The organism is Mycobacterium sp. (genome assembly GCF_035314665.1).
GTDB lineage: Bacteria > Actinomycetota > Actinomycetes > Mycobacteriales > Mycobacteriaceae > Mycobacterium.
On sequence record NZ_DATFZD010000453.1, the window covers coordinates 18745 to 40040 of the forward strand.

Annotated in this window: 23 protein-coding genes; 9 read left to right on the forward strand and 14 right to left on the reverse strand. The window is 66.5% G+C overall.

Features of this window, described 5'->3' with window-relative positions:
• The first annotated feature begins 13 nt into the window (after window positions 1–13).
• The 5 genes from VKI00_RS33100 to eccE all read left to right on the forward strand — a co-directional run bounded on the left by VKI00_RS33100 (window position 14) and on the right by eccE (window position 5099).
• Window positions 14–304, forward strand: coding sequence for a WXG100 family type VII secretion target (locus tag VKI00_RS33100; RefSeq protein WP_324447519.1), 291 nt, complete (start codon window positions 14–16; stop codon window positions 302–304).
• A 3-nt stretch (window positions 305–307) separates the two neighbouring features.
• Window positions 308–1186, forward strand: a complete 879-nt coding sequence (locus VKI00_RS33105; RefSeq protein ID WP_324447520.1) for an ESX secretion-associated protein EspG — start codon at window positions 308–310, stop codon at window positions 1184–1186.
• Between the two features lie 84 nt (window positions 1187–1270).
• Entirely contained in the window at window positions 1271–2689 is a 1419-nt protein-coding gene (eccD, locus tag VKI00_RS33110; protein ID WP_324447521.1) for a type VII secretion integral membrane protein EccD, read from the forward strand.
• Window positions 2686–4080 carry a type VII secretion-associated serine protease mycosin gene (gene mycP, locus VKI00_RS33115; protein WP_324447522.1) on the forward strand — a complete coding sequence of 465 codons (1395 nt, stop codon included), beginning with the start codon at window positions 2686–2688 and terminating at the stop codon, window positions 4078–4080. Before eccD ends, mycP begins: the two co-directional genes overlap by 4 nt.
• Window positions 4077–5099 (forward strand): type VII secretion protein EccE, encoded by a 1023-nt coding sequence (gene eccE / locus VKI00_RS33120; RefSeq protein ID WP_324447523.1) that lies wholly within the window; start codon window positions 4077–4079, stop codon window positions 5097–5099. Before mycP ends, eccE begins: the two co-directional genes overlap by 4 nt.
• Here the strand turns inward: eccE and VKI00_RS33125 are convergent.
• Window positions 5045–5950, reverse strand: a complete 906-nt coding sequence (locus VKI00_RS33125) for an amidohydrolase family protein (RefSeq protein WP_324447524.1) — start codon at window positions 5948–5950, stop codon at window positions 5045–5047. The genes eccE and VKI00_RS33125 overlap by 55 nt on opposite strands.
• Before the next feature lie 86 nt (window positions 5951–6036).
• On the opposite strand from VKI00_RS33125, the gene VKI00_RS33130 reads away from it, so the two are divergent.
• Window positions 6037–6804 carry a trans-aconitate 2-methyltransferase gene (locus VKI00_RS33130; protein ID WP_324447525.1) on the forward strand — a complete coding sequence of 256 codons (768 nt, stop codon included), beginning with the start codon at window positions 6037–6039 and terminating at the stop codon, window positions 6802–6804.
• Window positions 6805–6811: 7 nt separating this feature from the next.
• Here the strand turns inward: VKI00_RS33130 and stf0 are convergent, their stop codons facing one another.
• The 4 genes from stf0 to bluB all read right to left on the reverse strand — a co-directional run bounded on the left by stf0 (window position 6812) and on the right by bluB (window position 10779).
• On the reverse strand, window positions 6812–7615 hold the full coding sequence (stf0, locus tag VKI00_RS33135; protein WP_324447526.1) for a trehalose 2-sulfotransferase: 804 nt from the start codon (window positions 7613–7615) through the stop codon (window positions 6812–6814).
• 65 nt (window positions 7616–7680) lie between these two features.
• Complete coding sequence (locus tag VKI00_RS33140) at window positions 7681–9078, reverse strand: sulfatase (RefSeq protein WP_324447548.1); 1398 nt, start codon at window positions 9076–9078, stop codon at window positions 7681–7683.
• A gap of 102 nt (window positions 9079–9180) precedes the next feature.
• Window positions 9181–10014, reverse strand: a complete 834-nt coding sequence (locus VKI00_RS33145) for a hypothetical protein (protein ID WP_324447527.1) — start codon at window positions 10012–10014, stop codon at window positions 9181–9183.
• 84 nt (window positions 10015–10098) lie between these two features.
• The gene (gene bluB / locus VKI00_RS33150) at window positions 10099–10779 is read right to left on the reverse strand and encodes a 5,6-dimethylbenzimidazole synthase (RefSeq protein WP_324447528.1); all 681 of its coding nucleotides are present in this window, start codon (window positions 10777–10779) and stop codon (window positions 10099–10101) included.
• Window positions 10780–10882: 103 nt separating this feature from the next.
• Here bluB and VKI00_RS33155 point away from each other — a divergent pair, with 103 nt between their 5' ends.
• Window positions 10883–11212 (forward strand): hypothetical protein, encoded by a 330-nt coding sequence (locus VKI00_RS33155; RefSeq protein ID WP_324447549.1) that lies wholly within the window; start codon window positions 10883–10885, stop codon window positions 11210–11212.
• 3 nt (window positions 11213–11215) lie between these two features.
• Here the strand turns inward: VKI00_RS33155 and VKI00_RS33160 are convergent, their stop codons facing one another.
• From VKI00_RS33160 to VKI00_RS33175, 4 genes are read right to left on the reverse strand one after another with little or no spacing between them, the layout of a single operon-like run.
• The gene (locus VKI00_RS33160; RefSeq protein WP_324447529.1) at window positions 11216–11698 is read right to left on the reverse strand and encodes a hypothetical protein; all 483 of its coding nucleotides are present in this window, start codon (window positions 11696–11698) and stop codon (window positions 11216–11218) included.
• Between the two features lie 33 nt (window positions 11699–11731).
• Window positions 11732–12706, reverse strand: a complete 975-nt coding sequence (locus tag VKI00_RS33165) for a hypothetical protein (RefSeq protein ID WP_324447530.1) — start codon at window positions 12704–12706, stop codon at window positions 11732–11734.
• 20 nt (window positions 12707–12726) lie between these two features.
• Entirely contained in the window at window positions 12727–13260 is a 534-nt protein-coding gene (locus tag VKI00_RS33170; protein ID WP_324447531.1) for a hypothetical protein, read from the reverse strand.
• Window positions 13257–14450, reverse strand: coding sequence for a DUF5632 domain-containing protein (locus tag VKI00_RS33175; RefSeq protein WP_324447532.1), 1194 nt, complete (start codon window positions 14448–14450; stop codon window positions 13257–13259). Before VKI00_RS33175 ends, VKI00_RS33170 begins: the two co-directional genes overlap by 4 nt.
• Before the next feature lie 396 nt (window positions 14451–14846).
• Between VKI00_RS33175 and VKI00_RS33180 the strand changes: the two genes are divergently transcribed.
• Complete coding sequence (locus VKI00_RS33180; protein ID WP_324447533.1) at window positions 14847–15203, forward strand: hypothetical protein; 357 nt, start codon at window positions 14847–14849, stop codon at window positions 15201–15203.
• Window positions 15204–15478: 275 nt separating this feature from the next.
• On the opposite strand, the gene VKI00_RS33185 is transcribed toward VKI00_RS33180, so the two are convergent.
• The 3 genes from VKI00_RS33185 to VKI00_RS33195 all read right to left on the reverse strand — a co-directional run bounded on the left by VKI00_RS33185 (window position 15479) and on the right by VKI00_RS33195 (window position 19314).
• The gene (locus VKI00_RS33185; RefSeq protein ID WP_324447534.1) at window positions 15479–15961 is read right to left on the reverse strand and encodes a hypothetical protein; all 483 of its coding nucleotides are present in this window, start codon (window positions 15959–15961) and stop codon (window positions 15479–15481) included.
• Between the two features lie 216 nt (window positions 15962–16177).
• The gene (locus tag VKI00_RS33190; protein WP_324447535.1) at window positions 16178–16723 is read right to left on the reverse strand and encodes a hypothetical protein; all 546 of its coding nucleotides are present in this window, start codon (window positions 16721–16723) and stop codon (window positions 16178–16180) included.
• Between the two features lie 101 nt (window positions 16724–16824).
• Window positions 16825–19314 (reverse strand): ATP-binding cassette domain-containing protein, encoded by a 2490-nt coding sequence (locus VKI00_RS33195; protein WP_324447536.1) that lies wholly within the window; start codon window positions 19312–19314, stop codon window positions 16825–16827.
• Window positions 19315–19476: 162 nt separating this feature from the next.
• Here VKI00_RS33195 and VKI00_RS33200 point away from each other — a divergent pair, with 162 nt between their 5' ends.
• Entirely contained in the window at window positions 19477–20133 is a 657-nt protein-coding gene (locus VKI00_RS33200; protein ID WP_324447550.1) for a L,D-transpeptidase, read from the forward strand.
• Between the two features lie 19 nt (window positions 20134–20152).
• Here the strand turns inward: VKI00_RS33200 and VKI00_RS33205 are convergent, their stop codons facing one another.
• Both VKI00_RS33205 and VKI00_RS33210 read right to left on the reverse strand, forming a co-directional pair.
• Window positions 20153–20635: a nuclear transport factor 2 family protein gene (locus VKI00_RS33205; RefSeq protein WP_324447537.1), complete on the reverse strand. Its 483-nt coding sequence runs from the start codon at window positions 20633–20635 to the stop codon at window positions 20153–20155.
• Window positions 20635–21288, reverse strand: coding sequence for a TetR/AcrR family transcriptional regulator (locus tag VKI00_RS33210; RefSeq protein ID WP_324447538.1), 654 nt, complete (start codon window positions 21286–21288; stop codon window positions 20635–20637). Before VKI00_RS33210 ends, VKI00_RS33205 begins: the two co-directional genes overlap by 1 nt.
• Between the last annotated feature and the right edge of the window lie 8 nt (window positions 21289–21296).

The following is a 21296-nucleotide window of genomic DNA, read 5'->3' on the forward strand; positions in this document are numbered from 1 at the left end:
GAAGGGATTTGTGATGTCGCAGATCATGTACAACTATCCGGCGATGCTCGCTCATGCTGCCGATATGGCCGGCTATGCGGGCACGCTGCAAAGCCTCGGTGCTGATATCGCCAGCGAGCAGGCGGCGCTGCAGGCGGGCTGGCAGGGTGACACCGGGATGAGTTATCAGGCGTGGCAGGCGCAGTGGAATCAGGCGATGGAGCAGTTGGTGTTGGCCTATCGCGCGATGGCCGGCACGCACGAGAACAACACCACCTCGATGCTGGCCCGCGACCAAGCCGAAGGCGCCAAATGGGGCGGCTAATAGATGGCTGCTCAGCCTAACGCGGTCGAGCTCACCGTCGAGCAGGCGTGGTATATCGCCGACACCGTTGGCGCGGGGACGTTCCCGTGGGTGTTGGCGATCACCATGCCTTACACCGACGCCGCTGAGCGAGCCGCGTTCAACGATCGGCAGGCCGCCGAGCTGACCCGGATGGGCCTGAGGTCCGCCGGCGGTGATGTCAACCCGGCGGTCGCCGAATGGGTTCGGCAGGTGTGCTTCCCGGACCGCTGGTTGGATCTGCGTTACGTGGGATCCGGCGAAGTCTCCGGTGCCGACGAGCTGCTGCGCGGGATCATCGCGCGCCGCGGCGACGAAAGGCGGGAAACCCGAAAGACAATTGTGGCGTTGCGCGACGCGCAGTTGGTGACGTTCACGGCGATGGACATTCACGATGCCCGGGCTCTGGTCCCGGTGCTGGGCGTCGGTTTGGCGCAGCGTCCGCCGGCGCGGTTCGAGGAATTCAGCTTGCCCGCCCGGGTTGGCGCGCGGGCCGATGAGCGGCTGCGAAGCGGCGGCTCGCTGGCCGAAGTGCTTGACTACCTGGGCATCCCGCAATCAGCGCGCCCCGTCGTTGAGTCGGTGTTCACCGGGCCGCGCAGCTACGTCGAGATCGTCGCCGGCTGCCGGCACGACGGACGGCACGCCAGCACCGAAGTCGGGATGAGCATCGTCGACACCACCGCGGGCCGAGTCCTGGTCAGCCCGTCGCGTGCCTACGACGGCGAATGGATTTCGACGTTTAAGCCCGGAACCGCGTTCGCGATCGCCGTCGCCGTCGAGCAGCTCACCGCGGAGTTGCCGGAGAGCGACTGGTTCCCCGGTAACCGGCTGTCCCGAGATTTCAGCACCCAATCCAGCTAAGCCCGCCAAGAACAACCACGGTCAACGAAGAGAAAGAGAAGCTATGTCCTACCAAGCGGACCCCCAAAGCCTGAGGAACCGGTGATGTCGAGCGCTGTGATGCCCGTCGTGCGGGTCGCCATCCTGTCTGACAGCCGGCTGACCGAGATGGCGCTGCCCGCGGAGCTGCCGCTCCGCGAAATCCTGCCCGCGGTAGAACGTTTGGTGATCCCCACTGTGCTAAACGGTGAGCCGGACGAGGCCGACACCGGCTCAGTCACCCCCGCTCGGCTCAGCCTTGCTCCGATCGGCGGGGCACCGTTCAGCCTGGACGCCAGCCTGGACACCGTCGGCGTTGTCGACGGGGATCTGCTGGCGTTGCAGCCGGTCCCGGCCGGGCCGGCCGCGCCGGGAATCGTCGAGGACATCGCCGACGCGGCGGTGATCTTCTCCGCATCGCGGTTGAAGCCCTGGGGGATTGCCCACATCCAGCGCGGTGCGCTGGCCGCGGTCGTTGGATTGATCTGGGCGGCAACCGGTCTGGCCGCTGCCCACCGCGTTGCCACCGGCGCACCTGCCGGGCTGTTGGCAGTCGGCGCGGTTGCGGTGCTCGCCGCGCTGGCCGGCTTGGCATTCCCTTCACCTCGCGCGGGCGCGGTGTGCTCAGCGGCAGCGCTGGTGCCGATCGCCGCGGCATTGGCCTTGCTGGTACCGGGCGGCTTCGGCGCGGCGTCGGTGACGCTGGCCGCCGCCGGGGTGACCGCGTGGTCGCTGATCAACCTCATCCTCCCGCACCGCGAAAAGGGCGGCGCCATCGCGGTTTTCACCGCGACGACGGTACTCGGCGCGGGTGTGCTGTTGGCCGCCGCCGCGGCATCGTTCTGGCAGCTGTCGCTGGTCAGCCTCGGCTGCTTACTGATCGTGGTGGCGCTGCTGGTCACCGTCGAGGCCGCCCAACTATCCGCGCTGTGGGCGCGATTCCCGCTGCCGGTCATCCCGGCCCCCGGGGACCCCACCCCGTCAGCGCCGTCGCTGCGGGTGCTGGAGGACCTGCCGCGACGGGTACGGATCAGCGACGCGCACCAAATCGGTTTCATCGCGGGCGCGGTGCTGCTCAGCACGCTCGGGTCGGTGGCGATCGCCTTGCACCCGGAGACGCTGGCCGGCTGGGGCTGGTATGTGGTCGCCGCAACGTCGGTGGCGGCCGCGCTGCGGGCCCGGGTGTGGGACTCGGCGGCATGCAAAGCCTGGCTGCTGGCTCAGCCCTACCTGGTGACCGTGGCATTAGCGGTGTACTACACCGCGACCGGACGCTACCTGGCCGCGCTGATCGCCGTAATCGTTCTCGCGGCACTGGTGTTGGCGTGGGTGGTGGTCGCGCTGAACCCGCCGATCGCTTCTCCGGATAGCTATTCGCTGCCGGTGCGCCGACTGCTGGGCTTCGTGGCGTCTGGAATCGACGCGTCGCTGATCCCCGTCATCGCCTATTTGGTCGGGATCTTCAGCTGGGTACTCAATCGATGATCTCCGCCCGCGCCCGGCGCCGATACGGTTGCCTCGCGGCGGCTCTGGCCGCCGCGTTGTGGGTCTGTCCGCCGGCCCTGGCGATCACCCAGCCAAAGGTCGACCAGGGTGCTAAGCCGCCGAACGGCGCCCCGGGTCCGGTGCAGCCGATGGAGAAAAACGGCGATTGCACTAGCTCCGGTGTCATTCCCGGCACCGATCCGGGTGTGGCGACGCCAAACCAGCGGATGATGGATCCGCCTGCGGCGTGGCGGTTTTCGCGTGGCGACGGGCAACTGGTGGCGGTTCTGGACACCGGAGTACGGCCGGGACCGAGGCTGCCCGGCGTGCAACCCGGCGGCGACTACGTGGAAGCAACCGACGGCCTCACCGACTGTGACGGGCACGGCACCCTGGTTGCGGGGCTGATCGCCGGCCAGCCCGGCGACGACGGCTTCGCCGGAATCGCACCGGCCGCCCGGCTGGTGTCTTTGCGCGTGACGTCCGCGAGGTTCTCGCCTCGGACTCCCGGTGGGGATCCAGCGCTGGCACGGGCGGCCGTCGACGTCGCCGCGCTGGGCCGGGCGATCGTGCATGCGGCCGATCTGGGCGCCCGGGTGATCGATATCTCGGCGATCACGTGCGTGCCCGCTGATCGCAATGTCGACCAGGCCGAACTGGGTGCGGCGATCCGGTACGCGGCGGTCGACAAGGACGCCGTCATCGTCGCCGCCGCGGGCGACAATGGTTCCAGTGGTTGGGGTTCCGGCTCAGCGTCATGTGACTCCAACCCCCTGACCGACTTAGGCCAGCCGAACGACCCCCGTAACTGGGCCGGTGTCACGTCGGTGTCGGTGCCATCTTGGTGGCAGCCGTACGTGCTGTCGGTGGCCTCGCTGACGCCGGACGACCAGCCGTCGAAATTCAGCATGGCCGGTCCGTGGGTGGGAATCGCCGCCCCCGGCGAGAACATCGCGTCGGTGAGCAACCGCGACGACGGCGGACTCGCTAACGGGCTGCCCAACGAAAAACAGCAGCTGGTCCGGCTCAACGGCACCGACTACGCGACCGGCTACGTCGCCGGTGTTGCGGCGCTGGTTCGCAGCAAGTATCCAGAACTGAACGCCGGCCAGGTGATCAACCGAATCACGGCGACCGCGCACAACGGGGCCCGCGCGCCGTCCAACGTCGTCGGCGCCGGCACCCTGGACCCGGTGGCGGCCCTGACCTGGGAGCTGCCCGCCGGCACTCGGCAGGACGCGGCGCCGACGAAACACGTTGCGGCGCCGCCGGAACCGGCGCCGAAGAGCCCCGCGCCGCGGATCGTCGCGTTCGCCGGTACCGCGGCCCTCATCTTGGCCGTCGTAGCCGCCGCGATCGCCGCGCGCCGACGAAAGGAGCCCACCCTATGAGGCCACATCAATCCATCACGCCGCCCACCGGACGGACCACCTTGGTGCTATTGGCCGTTGTGGCCGCGGCCCTGGGCTTCCCGTGGCATTCGGCGCGCGAGCGCTGGGTGCTCGGCATCGCCATCGTCGTCGCGATCATCCTGCTGGCCAGGTGGCGCGGCCTGCCCGTGACGACGATCCTGCATCGCCGGTTGGCGATGCGCCGTCCCAGCCGCGGCCCCCGGCCGGCCCACGAATCCGGCACCGACGTGCGGACCACCGCGCTGCTGCGGGTTACGCCGCCAGAGTCGGGTCCCGACGCGCTGCCGCTGCCATTGATCGCCGGCTACGCCGACCGCTATGGTCTGCATGCGGACTCGATCCGCGTCACCAGCCACGACACCGAATCTGAAACCGGTGCGCGCGAACGGGAGACGTGGATCGGGCTGACGTTGTCGGCCGCGGACAACCTCGCGGCGTTGCAGGCCCGTTCGCCGCAAATTCCGCTGCACGAGACGGCCGAGGTTGCCGCGCGTCGGCTCGCCGACCACCTGCGCGAAAGCGGGTGGAAGGCCGCCATCGCCGAGCCCGACGACGTCCCGGGACTCTACACTCGATCCGCGCACGAAAACTGGGGTGGCATCGTTGAGGGGAATACGGATTATGTTGCGGCGTACCAGGTTAAGGCCGACACCGCGTTGCCGAATACTCTGGCGGCGATCTGGTCATACCCGGTCCGCGAAACATGGACCGCGATCGAGATTGCCGGTGTGGGCGACGAGCAGACGCTGGCCGTCGCGTGCGCATTCCATACCGACGCCCCTCCCGCCGCGGGTGGGCCGTTACCCGGGCTGATTTCGCAATCCGGTAGTCATCGACCGGCGCTGACGGCGTTGGATCCGCTGGCGACTCAGCGGCTCGACGGACACGTCGCGCTACCGGAAGCGCTGCTGTTGAGCCGGCTGCGGTGGCCCAGCGCCAGCTCTCACGCCAGCGTCGGTGCGGCATTCGCAAAGAACAGGGCGGCGGCGTTTTCGTAGAACACCTTGCGCAGCCACGCGTCGTCGATGCCGGGCAGACGGGTGATAGAGAGCACCGCGTCGACAAAGCCATACGGGATGTTGGGAAAATCGCTGCCGAACAGAATGCGATCGCCCAGTTGCCGCAGCCGAGGCAGTTGTGACGGCGGGAACGGCATGGTCTCGTCGACGAACGGGGTGAAAGCCATTGTGGTGTCCAGCCGGACATCGGGTGAGCTTTCGCAGATGTCGAGAAACTCGGTGTACTCCGGCATCCCCAGGTGCGCGACGATCAACCGGAGCCGCGGATAGCGGCGCAGCAGGCAACGGATCGGCTCAGGCCCGGTGTGTTTGCCCGGTACCGGCCCGGAGCCGCAGTGAATCACCACGGGTACCCCGGCATCCTCGATCACACCCCAAACATGGTCGAGCAGTGGATCGTTGGGCTGGTAGCGGCCTACCTGGACGTGTGCTTTGAAGACCTGGGCCCCGTCGCGGATGGCCGCCTCGACGTACTCTCCGGCCTCTGGCTCGGGGTAAAACGTCGCGGTGGCAAGGCAATCCGGCGTCGAGCGAGAGAATTGGGCGGCCCACTGGTTCAGCCACGCCGCCATCTGCGGCTTGTGTGGGTAGACCAGCGCGGTGAAACCACATACGCCGAACTGCCGCAGCGTCTCTACCCGTCGGGATTCCGCTGCGCGATAGGTAATCGGCCACTGCCGACCGACCAGCGGGCCGGCGGAATCGAAGTAGTGCCACACCTTGTCCATCACCGATTTCGGCATGAAATGGGTATGCACATCGATCGCCCCGGGCAAGCCCAGCTGCGACCAGACCTGCCGGACCTGCGCGGCCTCGTCCCCGTCGGCCATTGCCCCTCCTCGACCCGTCCGGCAAGCTGCGCGTAATACGGTTTGTCTATCAGGCGTTACCCGGGCAGCTGATCAGGAGGACCAATATGTGGGATCCGGACGTCTACCTGGCCTTCGCCGATCACCGGGCCCGACCGTTCTACGACCTGATGTCCCGAGTGGGTGCCCAGCAGCCACGCCGGGTGGTCGACCTGGGCTGTGGCCCGGGCAACCTGACCTTGCAGCTGGCCCGGCGCTGGCCGGACGCCAGGGTCGAGGCGATGGACAGCTCACCCGAGATGGTCGATGCCGCGCGCGAGCGCGGCGTGGACGCCACCGTCGGAGACCTGAGAACCTGGACGCCGCAACCCGATACCGATGTGGTGTTGAGCAACGCCGCTCTGCATTGGGTGGCCGAACGCGACGAGCTGATGGTCCGCTGGGCTGGTCAACTGCCCGCCGGTGCATGGATCGCGGTCCAGATGCCCGGCAACTTCGAGACCCCGTCGCATGCTGCGGTGCGCGCGGTCGCCCGTCGGGAGCCATACGCAAAGACACTGCGCGACACACCGTTTCGCCTGGGGACCGTGGTCGACACGTCGGCGCACTACGCCGAACTGCTGCTCGACGCCGGGTGCACCGTCGACGCCTGGGAAACCACCTACATTCACCAGCTAACCGGCGAGCATCCGGTCTTGGATTGGATCAGCGGCACCGCGCTGCTGCCGGTGAGCGATCGACTCAATAAGCAGGAATACCACCAGTTTCGCGAAGAACTCATCCCGCTGCTCGCCGAGGCTTATCCACCCCGGCCCGACGGGACCACGTTCTTTCCGTTCCGGCGAGTGTTCGTCGTCGCTCAAGTACAAGGGTGACGCACGGCTATTGCGGCAGTCCTAATCGCTCGGCGTCGGCGCGGTAGCGATCGACCCACTCATCGGAGCGCTGATTGGCCTGGCGTTCCAGCGCCGGCTCGGGGGCTAGTCGAGGATCTTGGCCGACCGCCTCCAATACCGAGGCGACGATCGAAGTCAGGTTGCGCCACAGCACCGGATAGGCCACATCGATCGGATCAATATTCTCTTCGGCGAACCAGTTACGCCAGCCCTCTTCCTGATTCCGCAGACTCCGCACGATATGAGCGATGGCGCCGGCGTGATACACGGCCTGTGAGTCACGCTTCGGGTCCGGGCGGCCGCGCCACACCCGGGTCTGGACCGCCCGCCAGAACGACACCGCCTGCGACACCACGTCCGGCCGGTGGACGTGTACGTAAACCGGTTCGCTTCCGACCACATCTCGAATGGCTGCCCGCAGAGTGTCACCGGAGCGATCGGGTAATCCGGCCGCCCGCTGCCGCAGCAGCGGCGTCTGGTTCCACATCAATTTGCCGCCCCAGATGCCGTTTGGGGTCCGGCCGGAACTGAGGATGTGCTCGCGCCAGGCGGTCGACGACGCGGTGTCCGGCGTGCCCGGCTCAAGCGGATCGAGCAGCCGCAGAATCGTCTCGTCCTCGACTCCGGCGAACCACTGCCGCGGCTGCGGCGCCATACCGGTCGTCGGCAGGTACTGGAAGAACTCCTGCGGCTCGCCGGCACAGCCCGTCGCGCGCAACGACTCGACCAGCAGCGTGCTGCCGCAGCGCTGCGAAGCGAGCACGAGGTACGACGTCGGATGCGCGGGCACCACGTGAGCCTAGCCGGATGCCATGGTGGTCGTTTCCATACGGAATATGTTCAGGCTGAACACAACTATTGCTCGACGTGCTTGACTCCGTCTTCGATACCACGGTCCACGGCGATCGCCGACCGACTGGTTGGCGTCTTCTCGTGGATCTGCAGATACGTCTCGGTGTAGCGAGCCGCAATGCGGCTACCGGCGAAATCGGATGGTATGACGTCGCCGGTCTGCTGGCGCCAATCATGCAGCCGGACAGCGAGATCGGCGGCGATCGCGTCGGCCCCATCGAGGTGGTCCCCGATCAGCAAGTTGTGCGTTTCGGTGGGGTCTGCGCGGAGATCGTAGAGTTCGCGTTCCGGTCGTGGCGCAGTCACCAGCGGCGCGACAGCGTGGCCGGACGGGCTCTCTTCGATATCCCAGGGCAGATCCAATAGTGGCCGGTGCGCGTAATTCTCGATGTAGCTGAAGTCTTTCGTCCGGATCGCACGGATCGGATCGAACGAGTCGTGATAGGTCTTGGCGGTGTACACATGATCGCGCACCGGCAACGTGCTGTCCTGAGCAAGCAGTGCCCGCGCGTGCGAGATGCCCTCGATGTCGTCCGGCTCGGCGATACCAAGCAGGCCCAGCAGCGTCGGGAGCAAATCCACGCCGCTGAACAGCTCGTCGTAAACCCTTGGAGCCATTGCCATCCCGGTGGGCGGGCGGATGATCATCGCGATACCCGTGCCGGCCTCGTACAGCGTGGACTTCTCCCGCGGGAAGGCCGCGCCGTGGTCGGTGAAGAAGACCACCCACGTGTTGGCGTCGAGTCCGGTGGCGGCAAGCGTGTCCAATATCCGGCCGACCGCCGCGTCGGCGGTCGCGATCGCGCCGTAGAAGTCAGCCAGATCTTGGCGCACCTCAACGACATCGGGCAGATAGCCCGGCGTATCAACCGTAGCGGCATCGGCCGGTTGGTAGCGATCCCGGGGATAGGGCCGGTGTGTCTCGAAGAAGCCGGCGGTCAAGAGGAACGGTCGGCTGTTGTCGCGGCCTCGCAGCCATCGCTCGGTTTGTTCCACCACGTATTCGCAGTAGGAGTTCGAGACGTCGAACTCGTCGAAACCCAGCCTTGCTGGGTACGAGGTCTCGTGCTGCATACCGAAAAGAGTTGAGTACCAACCATATTCGGATAGAATTTGGGGTAGCGTACGAACGTCCGAGCGGTACTCCCAACCGTGGTGGGCCAGGCCGACCAGTCCGTTGCTCTGCGGGTAGCGGCCGGTGAACAGTGATCCGCGCGACGGTGAGCACAGCGGCGCCGTGGCATGTGCTCTGGTCAACAAGATGCCCTCATCGGCGAATTGGTCGAGCCGCGGACTCGAAACGTCGGGGTGACCGTAGATACCGAGATACCGGCCCAGATCATGCCAATGCACGAGCAGCACATTGTCGCGGCGCTGTTCAGTTGGCTGCTGATCGCCGATTACCGTCACCTCCTCAGCTTGCCGAGCTCCATCGACGTTATCGGCCGCGGTGTTGTGGCAGTTCCGGCGCCCTCGACGGGCGACGCGCTTGCCGCCAGCGACTCACCAATGCGGCGGCGGATACCCGCCCGGGCCGGGCGGGCCTTGCGGCGGCGGTTGCGGTTGGCGGTACGGCGGCCATTGGCCGCCGCCCTGAAATCCGCCGGGTGCAGGCCCACCGGTCGGGCTTGGCGGCAGGCCCAGGGTCATCCGGAATGCCGGGATCAACATCAGGCCGGCGGCAGCGGCGATGACAAATCCCGCGACCAGGTCGTAGGTGAGTCGGCCGGTGGCGCCGTAGCGGGCTTCGGAGGCGATCGCCAGCACCAGCATCACGAAGCCGCCGCCGAGGATAAGGAATTGCCCGATCTGCTTCCTGAGGAAGAGCAGGACCGCGCCGACGGCGGCGGCGAGACCTGCCGCGATGATCAGGAAAAGGCTGATCTCCAGGACCGACGGCATGCTGGGGACCATATTGTGGATCTGCTGCCGGCACAGGGTCGAGTACTCGCCGCCGAACCGTTTACACATGTCGCTAGCACGGTTGGCCGCGCTGCTCGCGTTGATCCATAGCGTCAGCGTGAGAATGGCGCCGAGCAGCCCGAGCAACCCGATGGCGGCATAGGTGATCCAGCTGATGGTCTGCTGGGAGGTTGGGGCGGTTGGCTGCGCACCCTGGCCGCCCCACGCCGGCGGGCCATAACCGGGTTGCTGACCGTAACCGGCCGGCGGATAGCCGGGCGCAGGTCGCGGGCCGTAGCCGGCGTAGGGCGGTTGCTGGCCCTGGTCGGCGGCGGTCGGTTGGTCATAGCCGCCTGGGCCGGGCTCGCTGTGCTCTGGAGAATCGTTTGGCGAACGGCCCCACTGCGGGGGAAAGCCTGGTGGAGGAGTTTGCACCCCGGCATCGTAACCGCCGCGACCACCCGCAATCACACGGCGACGGTCCCGTTCCTCCCGACGCCGCGGCGGCAATCGAGACGCTCATCGCGCAACTGGCGATGAGCTGACCCCCGGCTCGTTGCCCCAGCCGTTCTCCGAGACGAATTCGGCGAGCGGCCGGCCCAGCGCCCAGCCGTCCAATTCCAGCGAGGGCCGATCCGGAAATTCGGGTACCGGGCCAAGACACAGGATCGCCACCGGCTCGGCATCCTCGGGCATCGACAATAAGGCGCCCAGTCTCGGCGGATCGAACAGCGATACCCATCCCATCCCCAGGCCTTCGGATCGTGCTGCCAGCCAAAGGTTTTGGATCGCGCACGACACCGACGCGAGATCCATCTGCGGCAGGGTGCGACGGCCGAAGACGTAACTGTCTCTGCCCTCGCACAGCGCCACCACCAGCAGTTCGGCGCAGTCGAGGATGCCCTCGACCTTCAGCGCAAGGAACTCCTGCGCGCGCTGGCCCAACGCGTGGGCGGTCAGCAGCCGCTCCTCGTCGACCAGAGCGTGAATGCGCCGTCGTAGCGAGTCGTCGGTGATCCGGATGAACCGCCACGGCTGCATCAGGCCCACATTGGGTGCGGCATGCGCGGCCTGCAGCAGGCGCGCCATGACGTCTTCGGACACGGTGCTGTCCGGCACGAACCGGCGCATGTCTCGTCGTTCCGAGATCACCCGATACACCGCTTGCCGCTCCTGCGGACTGAACGCGTGATCGCCCACATAGCCATCGTAGGAAACGTCATGTGCGAAGCCGCGAACCGATGCCCCACGTGTCTGCCAGACTGGCTTCAAGCGCTTCGGTTTGCCTGAACCGGCGAAAAGGATCGGTCCCATGAAGATTCCGGATTCACTCGACGAATTGCCCACCAACGGCACCCGGGGACGCGTCTACGGCGAGCCCTATCGAATGGCGGACGGTGGCACGGTGATCACCGTTGCCAAGGTCCGCGCCAGCACCTCGACGCCGGTCGGTGTGTTCGTCGTGCACGACGGCACGGCGCGCTGGGTGCCGGCGGTCGACGCCAACCGGATCGCGCTGATCGGCGTGGTCACCGGCCTGATCTCGGCGGTCCTCGCCTGTGTGGCGATGGTGCGTCGCCCGCCCTGGCCGGACTTGTCGGCGAATTCGCAGGCCTGGCAGCACCACCGCTGACCGCTACGGCCGATAGGTAACGCCGACCGCACGGAAAACGTACTCCGGCGGCACCTCGAAGCTCAGCGACCGACGCGGCAACCCGGCAAGCACGTCGCCGGGAAAGGCGATCTTGTAGTGCAGCGACAGCTGGCCGGTGAACGACTCGTCCACCTTACTGACGTCGAGATCGACCTGTAGGCCCGTCGAGGAGATTTGTGCGGTCGCCGCGCCGGACTGTGGCGCGTCCCAACGCACGTCGACGGTGGGGCCGGCCAGTTTTGGCAGCGACGACAGGGTCGCCAGGATTCGTTGCGAGGTGAGCGCCACCGATCCGACATAGCTGGCGACGCTGTGCGCCGAACGCAGACCCGGGATGGCCCCGCTGAACCGCCGGGTGACCGCGACGTAATCGGCGGAGTAGATCAGCCCTTCCGCCTCAACCTCGGCACGCACCTCGGCCGGCAGCTTGCCGATGCCGAAAAGCCTGCGGACGATGACGCTCATCAGCCCAGTATGATCACGACCCCGAAGCGGCTGCTAGAAGCGGCGGCCGCCCTCGGTGCCGTCGTCTTCGTCGTCGTCGGGCTTCTGATCGGGCGAGAGGATGCGGCGCGACGCGACGGGCTTGCCCGCCACTCGCTTCACCACTTCCGGTGCCGTCGGCGGAGCGACGATACGTCCCTGCACCGGGGCGCCGTTCTTCACCGACGGCGGCGCAATGCGTTTGGTGTCGGTCTTGCCGTCGCCGCCGGCTCCGCCAGCGCCGGCCATCGCGCCCGGAGGCATCATCGGCATGCCGCCCACTCCACCCCTGGGCGCCCCTGCCGAATCCGATGGAGCCGCTGAGACCGGCGACGCGGTCTGCGCCGACGCCGGGACAGTGCCGGCCGAAGGAGTCGGTGGCGGCCCGAGTTGTGAGGCGGGAGTGGTGCTGGCCAGGCCGGCACCCGCGCCGCCTCCAGCGCCGGCCAAACCAGCGGCCCCACCAGCGGCTCCGCCGGCCAACCCGGCAGCCTCGCCGGGTATCGCCCCGGCGGCCGACGCGGCGCCTCCCGCGCCCTTGCCGGCTGCGCCCATTACCCCCTGCATGACCTGCATCCCTTGTTGCGGGATCTGTGTGGCGAGCTGGGTAAACGGTTGCATGGCACCGGTCAAGGAGCTGGTGAGACCCTGGCCGATGCTCGTTGCTCCCTGCAAAAGCTGGGTGAACTGGGACATCGGGTCTTTGCCGCTGCCGCCGACGCCGGCGAGGTTGCTGGCCGAGCTCTGTTCAGTGGCAGGGAATTGCGATGTGGCGTAGTTGAGTCCAGCTTCGCGAGCGGCATGGCCCTTCTGGGCTTGGAGATTGTCCGCGGGATCACCGGAATTGACCTGCACGCCCAGCAACGACAGCAGTTGCTCGACGCCCGAAGGGCCGGCGGCGACCATATCTGAAATGATCTGCTGCGGTGGCAGATTCAAACCGTGCGTCTGCGCGTAATGTTCGATTATCGCTACCAGCTTTGGGTCCATGGTGTTCCTTGCGACGTCGTTTAGTACTGCGGGACCGTGGTGTCGAGTGTACGGGCGGATAGAAACTCGTAGACCGAATCGCCCCGGCGGTACTCGTCGATAAGACGCTGGGTCAGCGCATTGATTTCGTCAACTGTTGCGGCCATTTGCTCGAGAATTTTGGTTCGGCTAACGCCGTCTTTGCGTCGGCCCTTAAGCTCGAAGATGCGCGCGTAGCCGGCTTGCGCGATGACGTGCAGTTCTGCGCGGTAGCGGGCGTTGAGTGTGGCCCGTACCCATTCAGCGTTCAGTTCGTCGATAACTGCGGGATCGGCAGTGCCGCCTTCGATTTGGAGTCGCGCGATCTCGGCGGCGTAGATGCGTTGACGGCGACGCCAGTCGGCATCGCAGTCGAGCTCGGCGGCTTGGGTGACGAGGTTGACGGCCATTGCGTAGCCGGCGACGGCTTGATCGGCCGGCGAAGTCCCCGTTGGGATTTCGTCGGAGACGGAGGGTTTTGGCCGCGGATCGGCGGCCGCCGCGGCTTGCAAGCTGGCAAGGTCGAAATCGTTCATTGCACAACGCTTTCCGCGGGTGCGGTGTTGCAGGCGAGAAACCAGGCGAGGTGGTAATTCGCGGCGATCCGATCCCCGTTAACCAGGGCCTCGATGGCGGCGAGCAGCTGCCAGTTGCCCACGTCCGCGGCATCGACATGATCGGGGTAGCGATCCAGCACGCGGTCGGCCAACGCGGTCAGCTGGTTGTGCAGCTCCTCGGCTTCGGATTCGAGTACCCCGGTGCCTCTTGAGGCGGCTCTGGCCAGGGTATGCGCAAGCCTCGGCAGCCCGTCGCGAAAGTGGGTGGCGTCGCTCAGCTCCCAGCTCAGCTCTTCGACTTCGGGCGCGAACCGCCGCCGCGGCGACATCGGCACCGGCTCGTCGGTGTCGGACTCAGGCCGGTAGTGTCCGGCTTCAGTGGCGGCGGCGAGCTTGACCTCGCCGAGCAGCGCTTCGATGTCACCGCGTCGGCGCGCCGGTTCGAGAAGTGTTACGGCGGATGGGATTTCGATCCCAGGAGGTATCCAGCCGCTGGCTAAATCGGTCACCAGCACGGTTGTGTCGTCGGGCCGGTCCCCGATCGCCCAAGCCAGTCGGGGCTGTTGGCTGGCCACCGCCGCAACCAGGCGTTGCAATCGCCTGCGCGCCGTCGCATCGGCAGACATCGCCCCGGCCAGCGCCCCGCCGGCGGAGGCTATGGCGCTTTCGGTTCCGACACCGGGTGGCGACTGCGCCGGAATGGGCAGCCCGGGTCGGCGCACCACCGTGCCGGGCTGACCTATACCGGTTGTCCCTCCCGCCGAAGGATGTACCGGCGCCGAACCCGGCACGGACGCCGGTCCCTGGCCCACTGGCGCTGACGGAACCGACGGCGCCGAAGGAATAATCGGCGGACTGGGCGGCGCCGCCACGGTCGGTCGCACCAGGTCGGCGCCGTAGGCGGGCAACGGACCCGCGGGCGTCGGTGGCACGGCTGCAACCGCGGCGGGTCCGGCCATCATCGTGGAAGCCGGCTCCGAGGTGTAAGTGGCCGACGATGGCGTTGGCGCGGACGGGGCCTGCGGTGTTGGGGCAGGCGCGTCTCCCACCGTGACCGGCGTGCCCGCCGCGGCCGTCGGGATGGTCGGCGCGCTCGGCGGCACCTGCGGCTGCATCGCTTGCACGGGCCCGCCGAGACCGGCGGGCCCTCCTGCCGCAGGGGCACTCATCGGTGCCCCGGGATTCAAGCCCGGCGGCGTGCCGCCTGGCAATCCCCCTGGTGCTCCGATCCCCCCCAAACCGGCTGGCGCCGCCATACCTCCCATCGGCGCCGACGGCATGCCGCCCATCGAGGGCGCCCCGGCACCGGCGGTCGGCAGGCCCCCTCCGCCTGAAAACCCGGCGGGCACTGCGGCGGGTCCCGGGGGAGTCGGCGCTGCACCTTGGGGCATGCTTACGCCACTGGCGGGAGGCTGGGCAGGCGCGGGGGCAGGTAGCGGTGAGGCTGGCGGCGCCGCGCCCTCGGGCATGCTTGCGCCGCCGGCGGGAGGCTGGGCAGGCGCGGGGGCCGGTGGCGCTGAGGCTGGCGGCGCCGCGCCCTCGGGCATGTTTGCGCCGCTGGGGGGATGCGCGCCCTGCGGCGCCGCTTGATTCAGCTGACCTCGAACCTGCTCCTCGATGGCCTGCAGGTTGGGCTGCTGGTTCGCGTCTATGCCTGCGTCGCGGGACATCCCGAAGAACGACTGACCGGTATCCTGCGCATCCACAACTTTTTGGCCCGCGCCGATGACGCTGAACGCGCACTCCGCGGCGGCTTGGTTGGCTTGCCGTTGATGGTCGGCGATAATCTCAGAAATTTTAGCGACTTTGATCTCGAAGTCGTCTTTCGATTGGAGTTCATCGTTTATTTGCTTGTTGCCAGCGTCGGCAATGCTGGTCAGTTTGTCGCGAAGTTGTTGCACGCTGTGCAGGGCGTCTTGTAACGCATTTTTATAGGCACCGTTTTTTTCCGCGATCTTGGCAGCCTGGTCGGCGCCTTGACGAAATGCATCGCGGACAGCGTCGGCGGTCTCTCCCTCCTGCCCAGCCAATGTTGTCGAGATGGCTTGCTGCAGCGTGTCGTGAAGTTGAGAATAGTTCGTTTGGATCGTTCCGCGATTGGCAATCGCATTATTGAGTGCGGACACCGATGCAATGCTCACCCACTGCGCGCCGACTAGCGCCAGTGACCATGGGCCTTGTGGATAATCCGGGACAGTCATTTGCACAGCTGTTGGATCGTGTCGGCCGCCGCGCTGCTGGCGTCCAAAACCGGCTTCAGCTCCGGATCAGAATTACTAAGTCCGTCCTGATAAGCTATAACAACTTCTTCAAGCGTGCTCGCTTCCTCTCGGACAGCGGTTGCGAGGTCAGCCGGGGTCGCCGGCTCCTCGGCGAGCGTCGCCAAAAGGTGTCGGCTGAACACATCGAATATTTGTCGAGAATTAATGGCCGCGACGAGCGTATCGCTTCCTCTGGGTAAGGCGTTACCCACGTTCACCGCACGATCAAACTTCCCGACGGCAGCGCAAACTTTTGCTTTGGCGTCGGCGATCTGCTGTTGGCTGTAGGCGGGCTTGGGCGGCGGTTGATTGTTGTGTGGCACTGGGCGGAACCAAGCGGCGAGACCAACACCTAAGGCGATGAGCGCAATCGCCAGTGCAGCGAACGTCGGCCAACGTGAGGGCCGACCGGACGGCATCGACGGTCCGGGCGGCATTTGAAACGACGGGGTCGAAGGGGCGGACGGCGGAGAACCCCAGTGCTGGCCTGGTTCTGGGTTGGACGCTCCGGGCGGCATATCCGACGACATGGAGCGATGGTATCGCTGATCGGCGATCCTGGTATTCACCAATGCTTCGCAGGCCGAAGGTGCTCAAGCCGAGTAATAGACCGACTGAGCACGCGCTAGGACGAGTCATTTGCAGGATCGCCGGATCGTCACGGCCGCCTCAGTATTGGCCTTCACCACCGACTGCATCTCGGAGTCAGATTTAGTAAATCCGTCCAGGTATTCAATCAGTGCATCTTGAAGAGAATTCGCCTGGTTGCGCACAGCTGTTGCCAGATCAGGCGGGGTCGCCGGTTCTTCGGCCAGCTTCGCCAGGAGGTACCGGCTGAATACATCGAAGACTTGCCTAGTACCTGTGGCCGACGCCAGTTGCTCATTTGCGTTGCTGCCATTAGGTACTGCGTTAACCACAGTCACCGCACGCTCCAACTTGGCAAAGGCGGCGCACACATCGGCTTTGGCTGAGGCCACCTGCTGATCGGTGTAGGTCGGCTTGGGCGGGGGTTGATTGTTGTGCGGCGCTGGGCGGAACCATCCGACGAAGCCGACGGCTACACCGAGAAGCGCAATCGCCAGAGTGACGAACGTCGGCCAACGTGATGGCCGGCCGAACGCGGCAGGCGGGAGAGGACTCCAGTGCTGGCTTGGATCGGGCGCAGGCAAGTTTGACATGCGGCGAATGGTATCGCCGATCGAAAGCCTCGGTATTCAGCGTCGCTACGCACCCCGAAGTACGCCCCAGCGATTATCGAAAGCCCTTGACCTGCAACGGCTTAACGTGCCTTCAACCGCAGCCGGAAGCGAACGACGCCGATAAACGCAACGGCCAGCGCGATAAGCATGCCCATGTCGACCAGCCACGCGCCGCGCACGTGTCGCCACAACCGGTCGACGGGCAGCCCGGCCTCGATGTTGTTCAGATCGACGGTCGACGCCGCGGCGGCGAAACCCCAGCGGGCCGGCACCAGCCACGACGCCTGGTCCAGCAGTAGTCGCCCGGTCACCGGTATCAGACCACCGGCCATCACCATCGAGATCATGATGACCACCACCAGCATCGGCAGCACCTGCTCGGTGGAGCGGGCCAGAGACGACAGTGCGAGCCCTAGCATCGCCGACGCGATGGCCGTCAAAGCCAGGGTCAGCCAGAGCTCGACGACGCCGGCCGCAACACTGTGGCCCAACAGCACCCCGCCGTGCGACGGTGCACCTTTCCCGATCGTCATGATGACCACCATCACGGCGGTCTCGATCAGCGCCGCGGCGCTGAAGACGAGGACTTTGGCCATCAGGTAGGCCGACGCCGATAAACCAACAGCCCGCTCGCGCTGGAAAATCATCCGCTCGCCGACCAGATCGCGCACGGTCAGCGCGGTCCCCATAAACACCGCGCCGATGTTGAGCAGGATCAGGATGTCGATAGGTTCTTCGGGCGCAGTCGAATTGGCGTTCCCCAGCCCGGTGCTGCCGGGCACCGCCAGCGACAGCACACCGAGCACGAACGGCAGCAGCGCCAAAAAAGCGAAGTACCCGCGATCGGCGGTCATGAGCCGGGCTTGACGGCGGGCCAGCGTCCCGACCTGACGCCATCGGCTGGTCCGCGGCGGCTTTCCCAGCGGCGCTGCGCCGGCGGTCGGCGGTGGTCGTCGCGGCGCGGCGGGATGGCGAGCCCGAAACGCCCGGTGTACACCGTCGGGGTCGGTGCTGACCCGGGCGAAGATGTCGGCCCAGTCGGTGCTGCCCATCGCCGCCCCGATCTGCGACGGCGGGTCGGCGAAGGCGGTCTTGCCGCCGGGCGCCAGCAGCAGCAGCTGGTCGCACATGTTCACGTAGGTCAGCGAATGGGTGACGACGATGACGACGCGCCCGGCGTCGGCGAGTCGCCGCAGCATCGTCATCACCTGCCGGTCCAACGCCGGGTCGAGCCCCGACGTCGGTTCGTCGAGGATCAGCAGCGACGGGCCGGTCAGCAGTTCCATCGCCACCGACGCGCGTTTGCGCTGCCCGCCGGACAGCTTGTCGACGCGAGTCTTCTTGTGCGGCGTCAATTCCAGCTCGTCGAGCACCCGCTCGACCACCTGCCGGCGATCCTCGATTGAGGTGTCGGGTGGCAGTCGCAGTTCGGCGGCGTAACTGAGCGCCTGCTCGACGGTGAGCTGGCGGTGCACGACGTCGTCCTGCGGCACCACCCCGATCCGCGAACGCATCGAGGCGTACTCGGCGTGCACGTCGTGCCCGTCGAAGGCGACCACACCCGCGCTGCGCGGCAGCGCACCGCCAATCAGCTTGACCAGCGTGGATTTTCCGGCGCCGGACGGCCCGATCACCGCGGTCAGCGTCCCGGGTTTCGCGGTGAACGACACATCCTTCAACAGCTGGCGTCCATCAATGGTCAGCGCCAACCCGTGGGCGGTGAGCCCGCTGGTGCGCAATGCCGCGGGCTGCGGCACGAGGGTGCTGCCGGTCGCGAGCAGGTCGGTATTGCCGATGGTGACGACGTCGCCGTGCTGCAGCATCGCCGCCCGAGTGATCAGGGTGCCGTTGACGAAAGTGCCGTTGCTGCTGTTGTTGTCGCGGATTTCCAGTCCGGCCGCACTGGTTTCTAGCACCGCGTGCACGCGGGAGGCCAGCGCGTCGTCGACGACGATGGTGTTGGTCTTGGCGCGACCGACGGTCGTTGTATCCCGCGGGCCCGCCGTGCGCGGCGGGGCCGGTCGCGGCAAAGGTCGGCTCGGATGGGTCTGCGGACCGGGCGGACGAAGCCGCGGCCGCGTCTGCGTCCGTCTCGGGGGCGGCGGACCCGCGGGCCGGAACGCGGTCGTCTTGGGGCTGGTGCCGGGCGGCTCGTCGGCTGTGCGGGGCCGCGATGGCGGCGCCGACGTGGCGACCCGGAACGTCAGCTGCGGCCCACGCGGGCTGCCCAGCGTGATGGTCATGCGGTCGTGGATGGGCACCAGGGTGGCGCGCGCACCGCCGACGTAAATACCGTTTTGGCTTTTGTCGACGACGACCCACTTCGAATTGTCGAACCGCAGGATCGCGTGCACCCGCGAGATCAGCGTCAGGTCGTCAGGGTCGATGTCGTGGAAGCCGATGTCGCAGCTGTGGTCGCGGCCGACGATCACGTCCCGGTCGACCGGATACGTATACATCGCGGATCCGACCCAGACCGTCAACGGCGGCACGCCGACGCCGCTCGCCGCGGCGAGCTTGGTCGTGTGGCCGCCGCGCGATGGCGTGCGGCTGCGATCTGTCGGTGCCATCCATTGCTTTCTATACCCCGGGATGCTGTATGCAACGCATATGAACATATAGCCGCAGCCAGCAACAACAACTGGCCAACGTTGACTAGCGGCCGCGCGGTGATCTGATCGAAGCTAAACCTTTACTTGACGTCGGTAACGCTCGGCGTTGACCATGAAAGGGTGCGCCGACTGCTGGGTTCGCTGTGCGCTACGGTGTGCACTGCTTTTGTCACCCTGACGACAGCTCCAACGGGTGGTGCAGTCGGCGCACCCTGGTTTGCCCGTTCTGTCGGCAACGCGACTCAAGTGGTTTCCGTTGTCGGAGTGGGCGGTTCGAACGCCAAGTTGGATGTCTACCAACTGGGCGCCGCGGGCTGGCAGCCGGTCGCGGCCGGCATACCGGCTCACGTCGGATCAGCAGGCCTTGCGCCGCAAGCCAAAAGCGGATATCCGGCAACCCCGATGGGGGTCTACTCGTTGCCGTTCGCGTTCGGGACCGCGCCCAATCCCGGTAGCGGACTGCAGTATGTCCAAGTCGATTCCAACCACTGGTGGAACGGTGACGACAACAGCCCGACCTTCAACACGATGCAGGTCTGCCACAAGGCTCAATGCCCGTTCGACACCGGAGCGAGTGAGAACCTCGAGATTCCGCAGTACAAGCACGCGGTAGTGATGGGCGTCAACCCAAACCGTCAGCCGGGTAAAGGCGCTGCGTTTTTCTTCCACACCACCGACGGCGGGCCGACTGAGGGCTGCGTCGCGATCGACGACGCCTCGCTGGTGCAGATCATCCAATGGCTGAAACCCGGTGCCGTCATCGCGATCACTCAATAGCGCAGAGCCGCAGACGAATTCAGGCCAGAGCGCTACCGGGCCGCACTTTGAAGTCGAGGTTCGCCAACGACATCGTCGCATCGTAGGTCCGGTCATATCCCGTCGCGCTGATCCGCCAACCGTCGGCGGTGCGGCGATAGCGGTCGTGGTAGAAACCGGCGCCGATCAGCATGAAGTTGAACTCCGCCACGATCACCCGGTCCTGCAGATACCAGATGCCGGACGCCTCATCACCGGTCACGGTGATCTCCGGGTGGGTCACCCGGTGCTCGGTGATGACGCCCGGTCCCAGCGACGAGCGCATGAACTCGACCAGGTCGGCACGGTCGGTGAAATGGTGCTCCTCGCCAAGTGACGACCCGTAGTCACCCTTGACGTCCTCGGTGAGCGTGTCGGCGAAGTCGTCCCAGTGTTTGGTGTCCAGTCCACGCAGATAGCGGTACTTGACGTGTTCGATCGCAGTGACGTCGGCGAGATAGTCGGCATGATCGTAAGAGCTCATCAGGTCATCTCAGCACACGCCGGCGGGGACCCGTCGTGCAGGTAATGGGTGACCATATCGATCAGTGCGCGTCGCTCGCGTTGCCAGTCGACGGCGGTGCCCACGATCATCTGCGCCAACACCACACCCCGCAGCGTCGCCCAAATCACGTCGGCTACACCATCATTCGAGGGATCGTCGGTTATCAATCGGCCGAGCTCGGCGATCGCCGAATTCATTTCCAGCAGATGCTGTCGTGAAGACCCGCCCGGGCCGCCGCGGTTGGCCCGCAGGATTTCGAACGCTGCCATCGACGTCGGACTGCTGTAGCAACTCCACGCCGTGTCGACGACGACCTCGATGCGCTCGCGCAGCGGCAATTGACTGACCTCCGCCGAGCACAAGCTCTCCAGCAGCTTGGCCACCCCGTCATCGACGACGGCCATCAGCAAGCCGTTGCGGTCGCCGAAGTGATACTGGATCACCCCCCAGGTCACGCCCGCGCGTTCGGCGACGTGCTTGGCGGTCGCGGCGGCGAACCCCTCTTCGACGATGCAGCGGACCGTCTCATCGATGATCTTCGCTCGGGTGTCATCGCCCCGTTTGCGGGGCGCGTTGGTCCGTCGAGTGGGGCTGACGGGCCCGCGCGGCTTCGGGCTTGCGGCAATAGACATTGTTGACT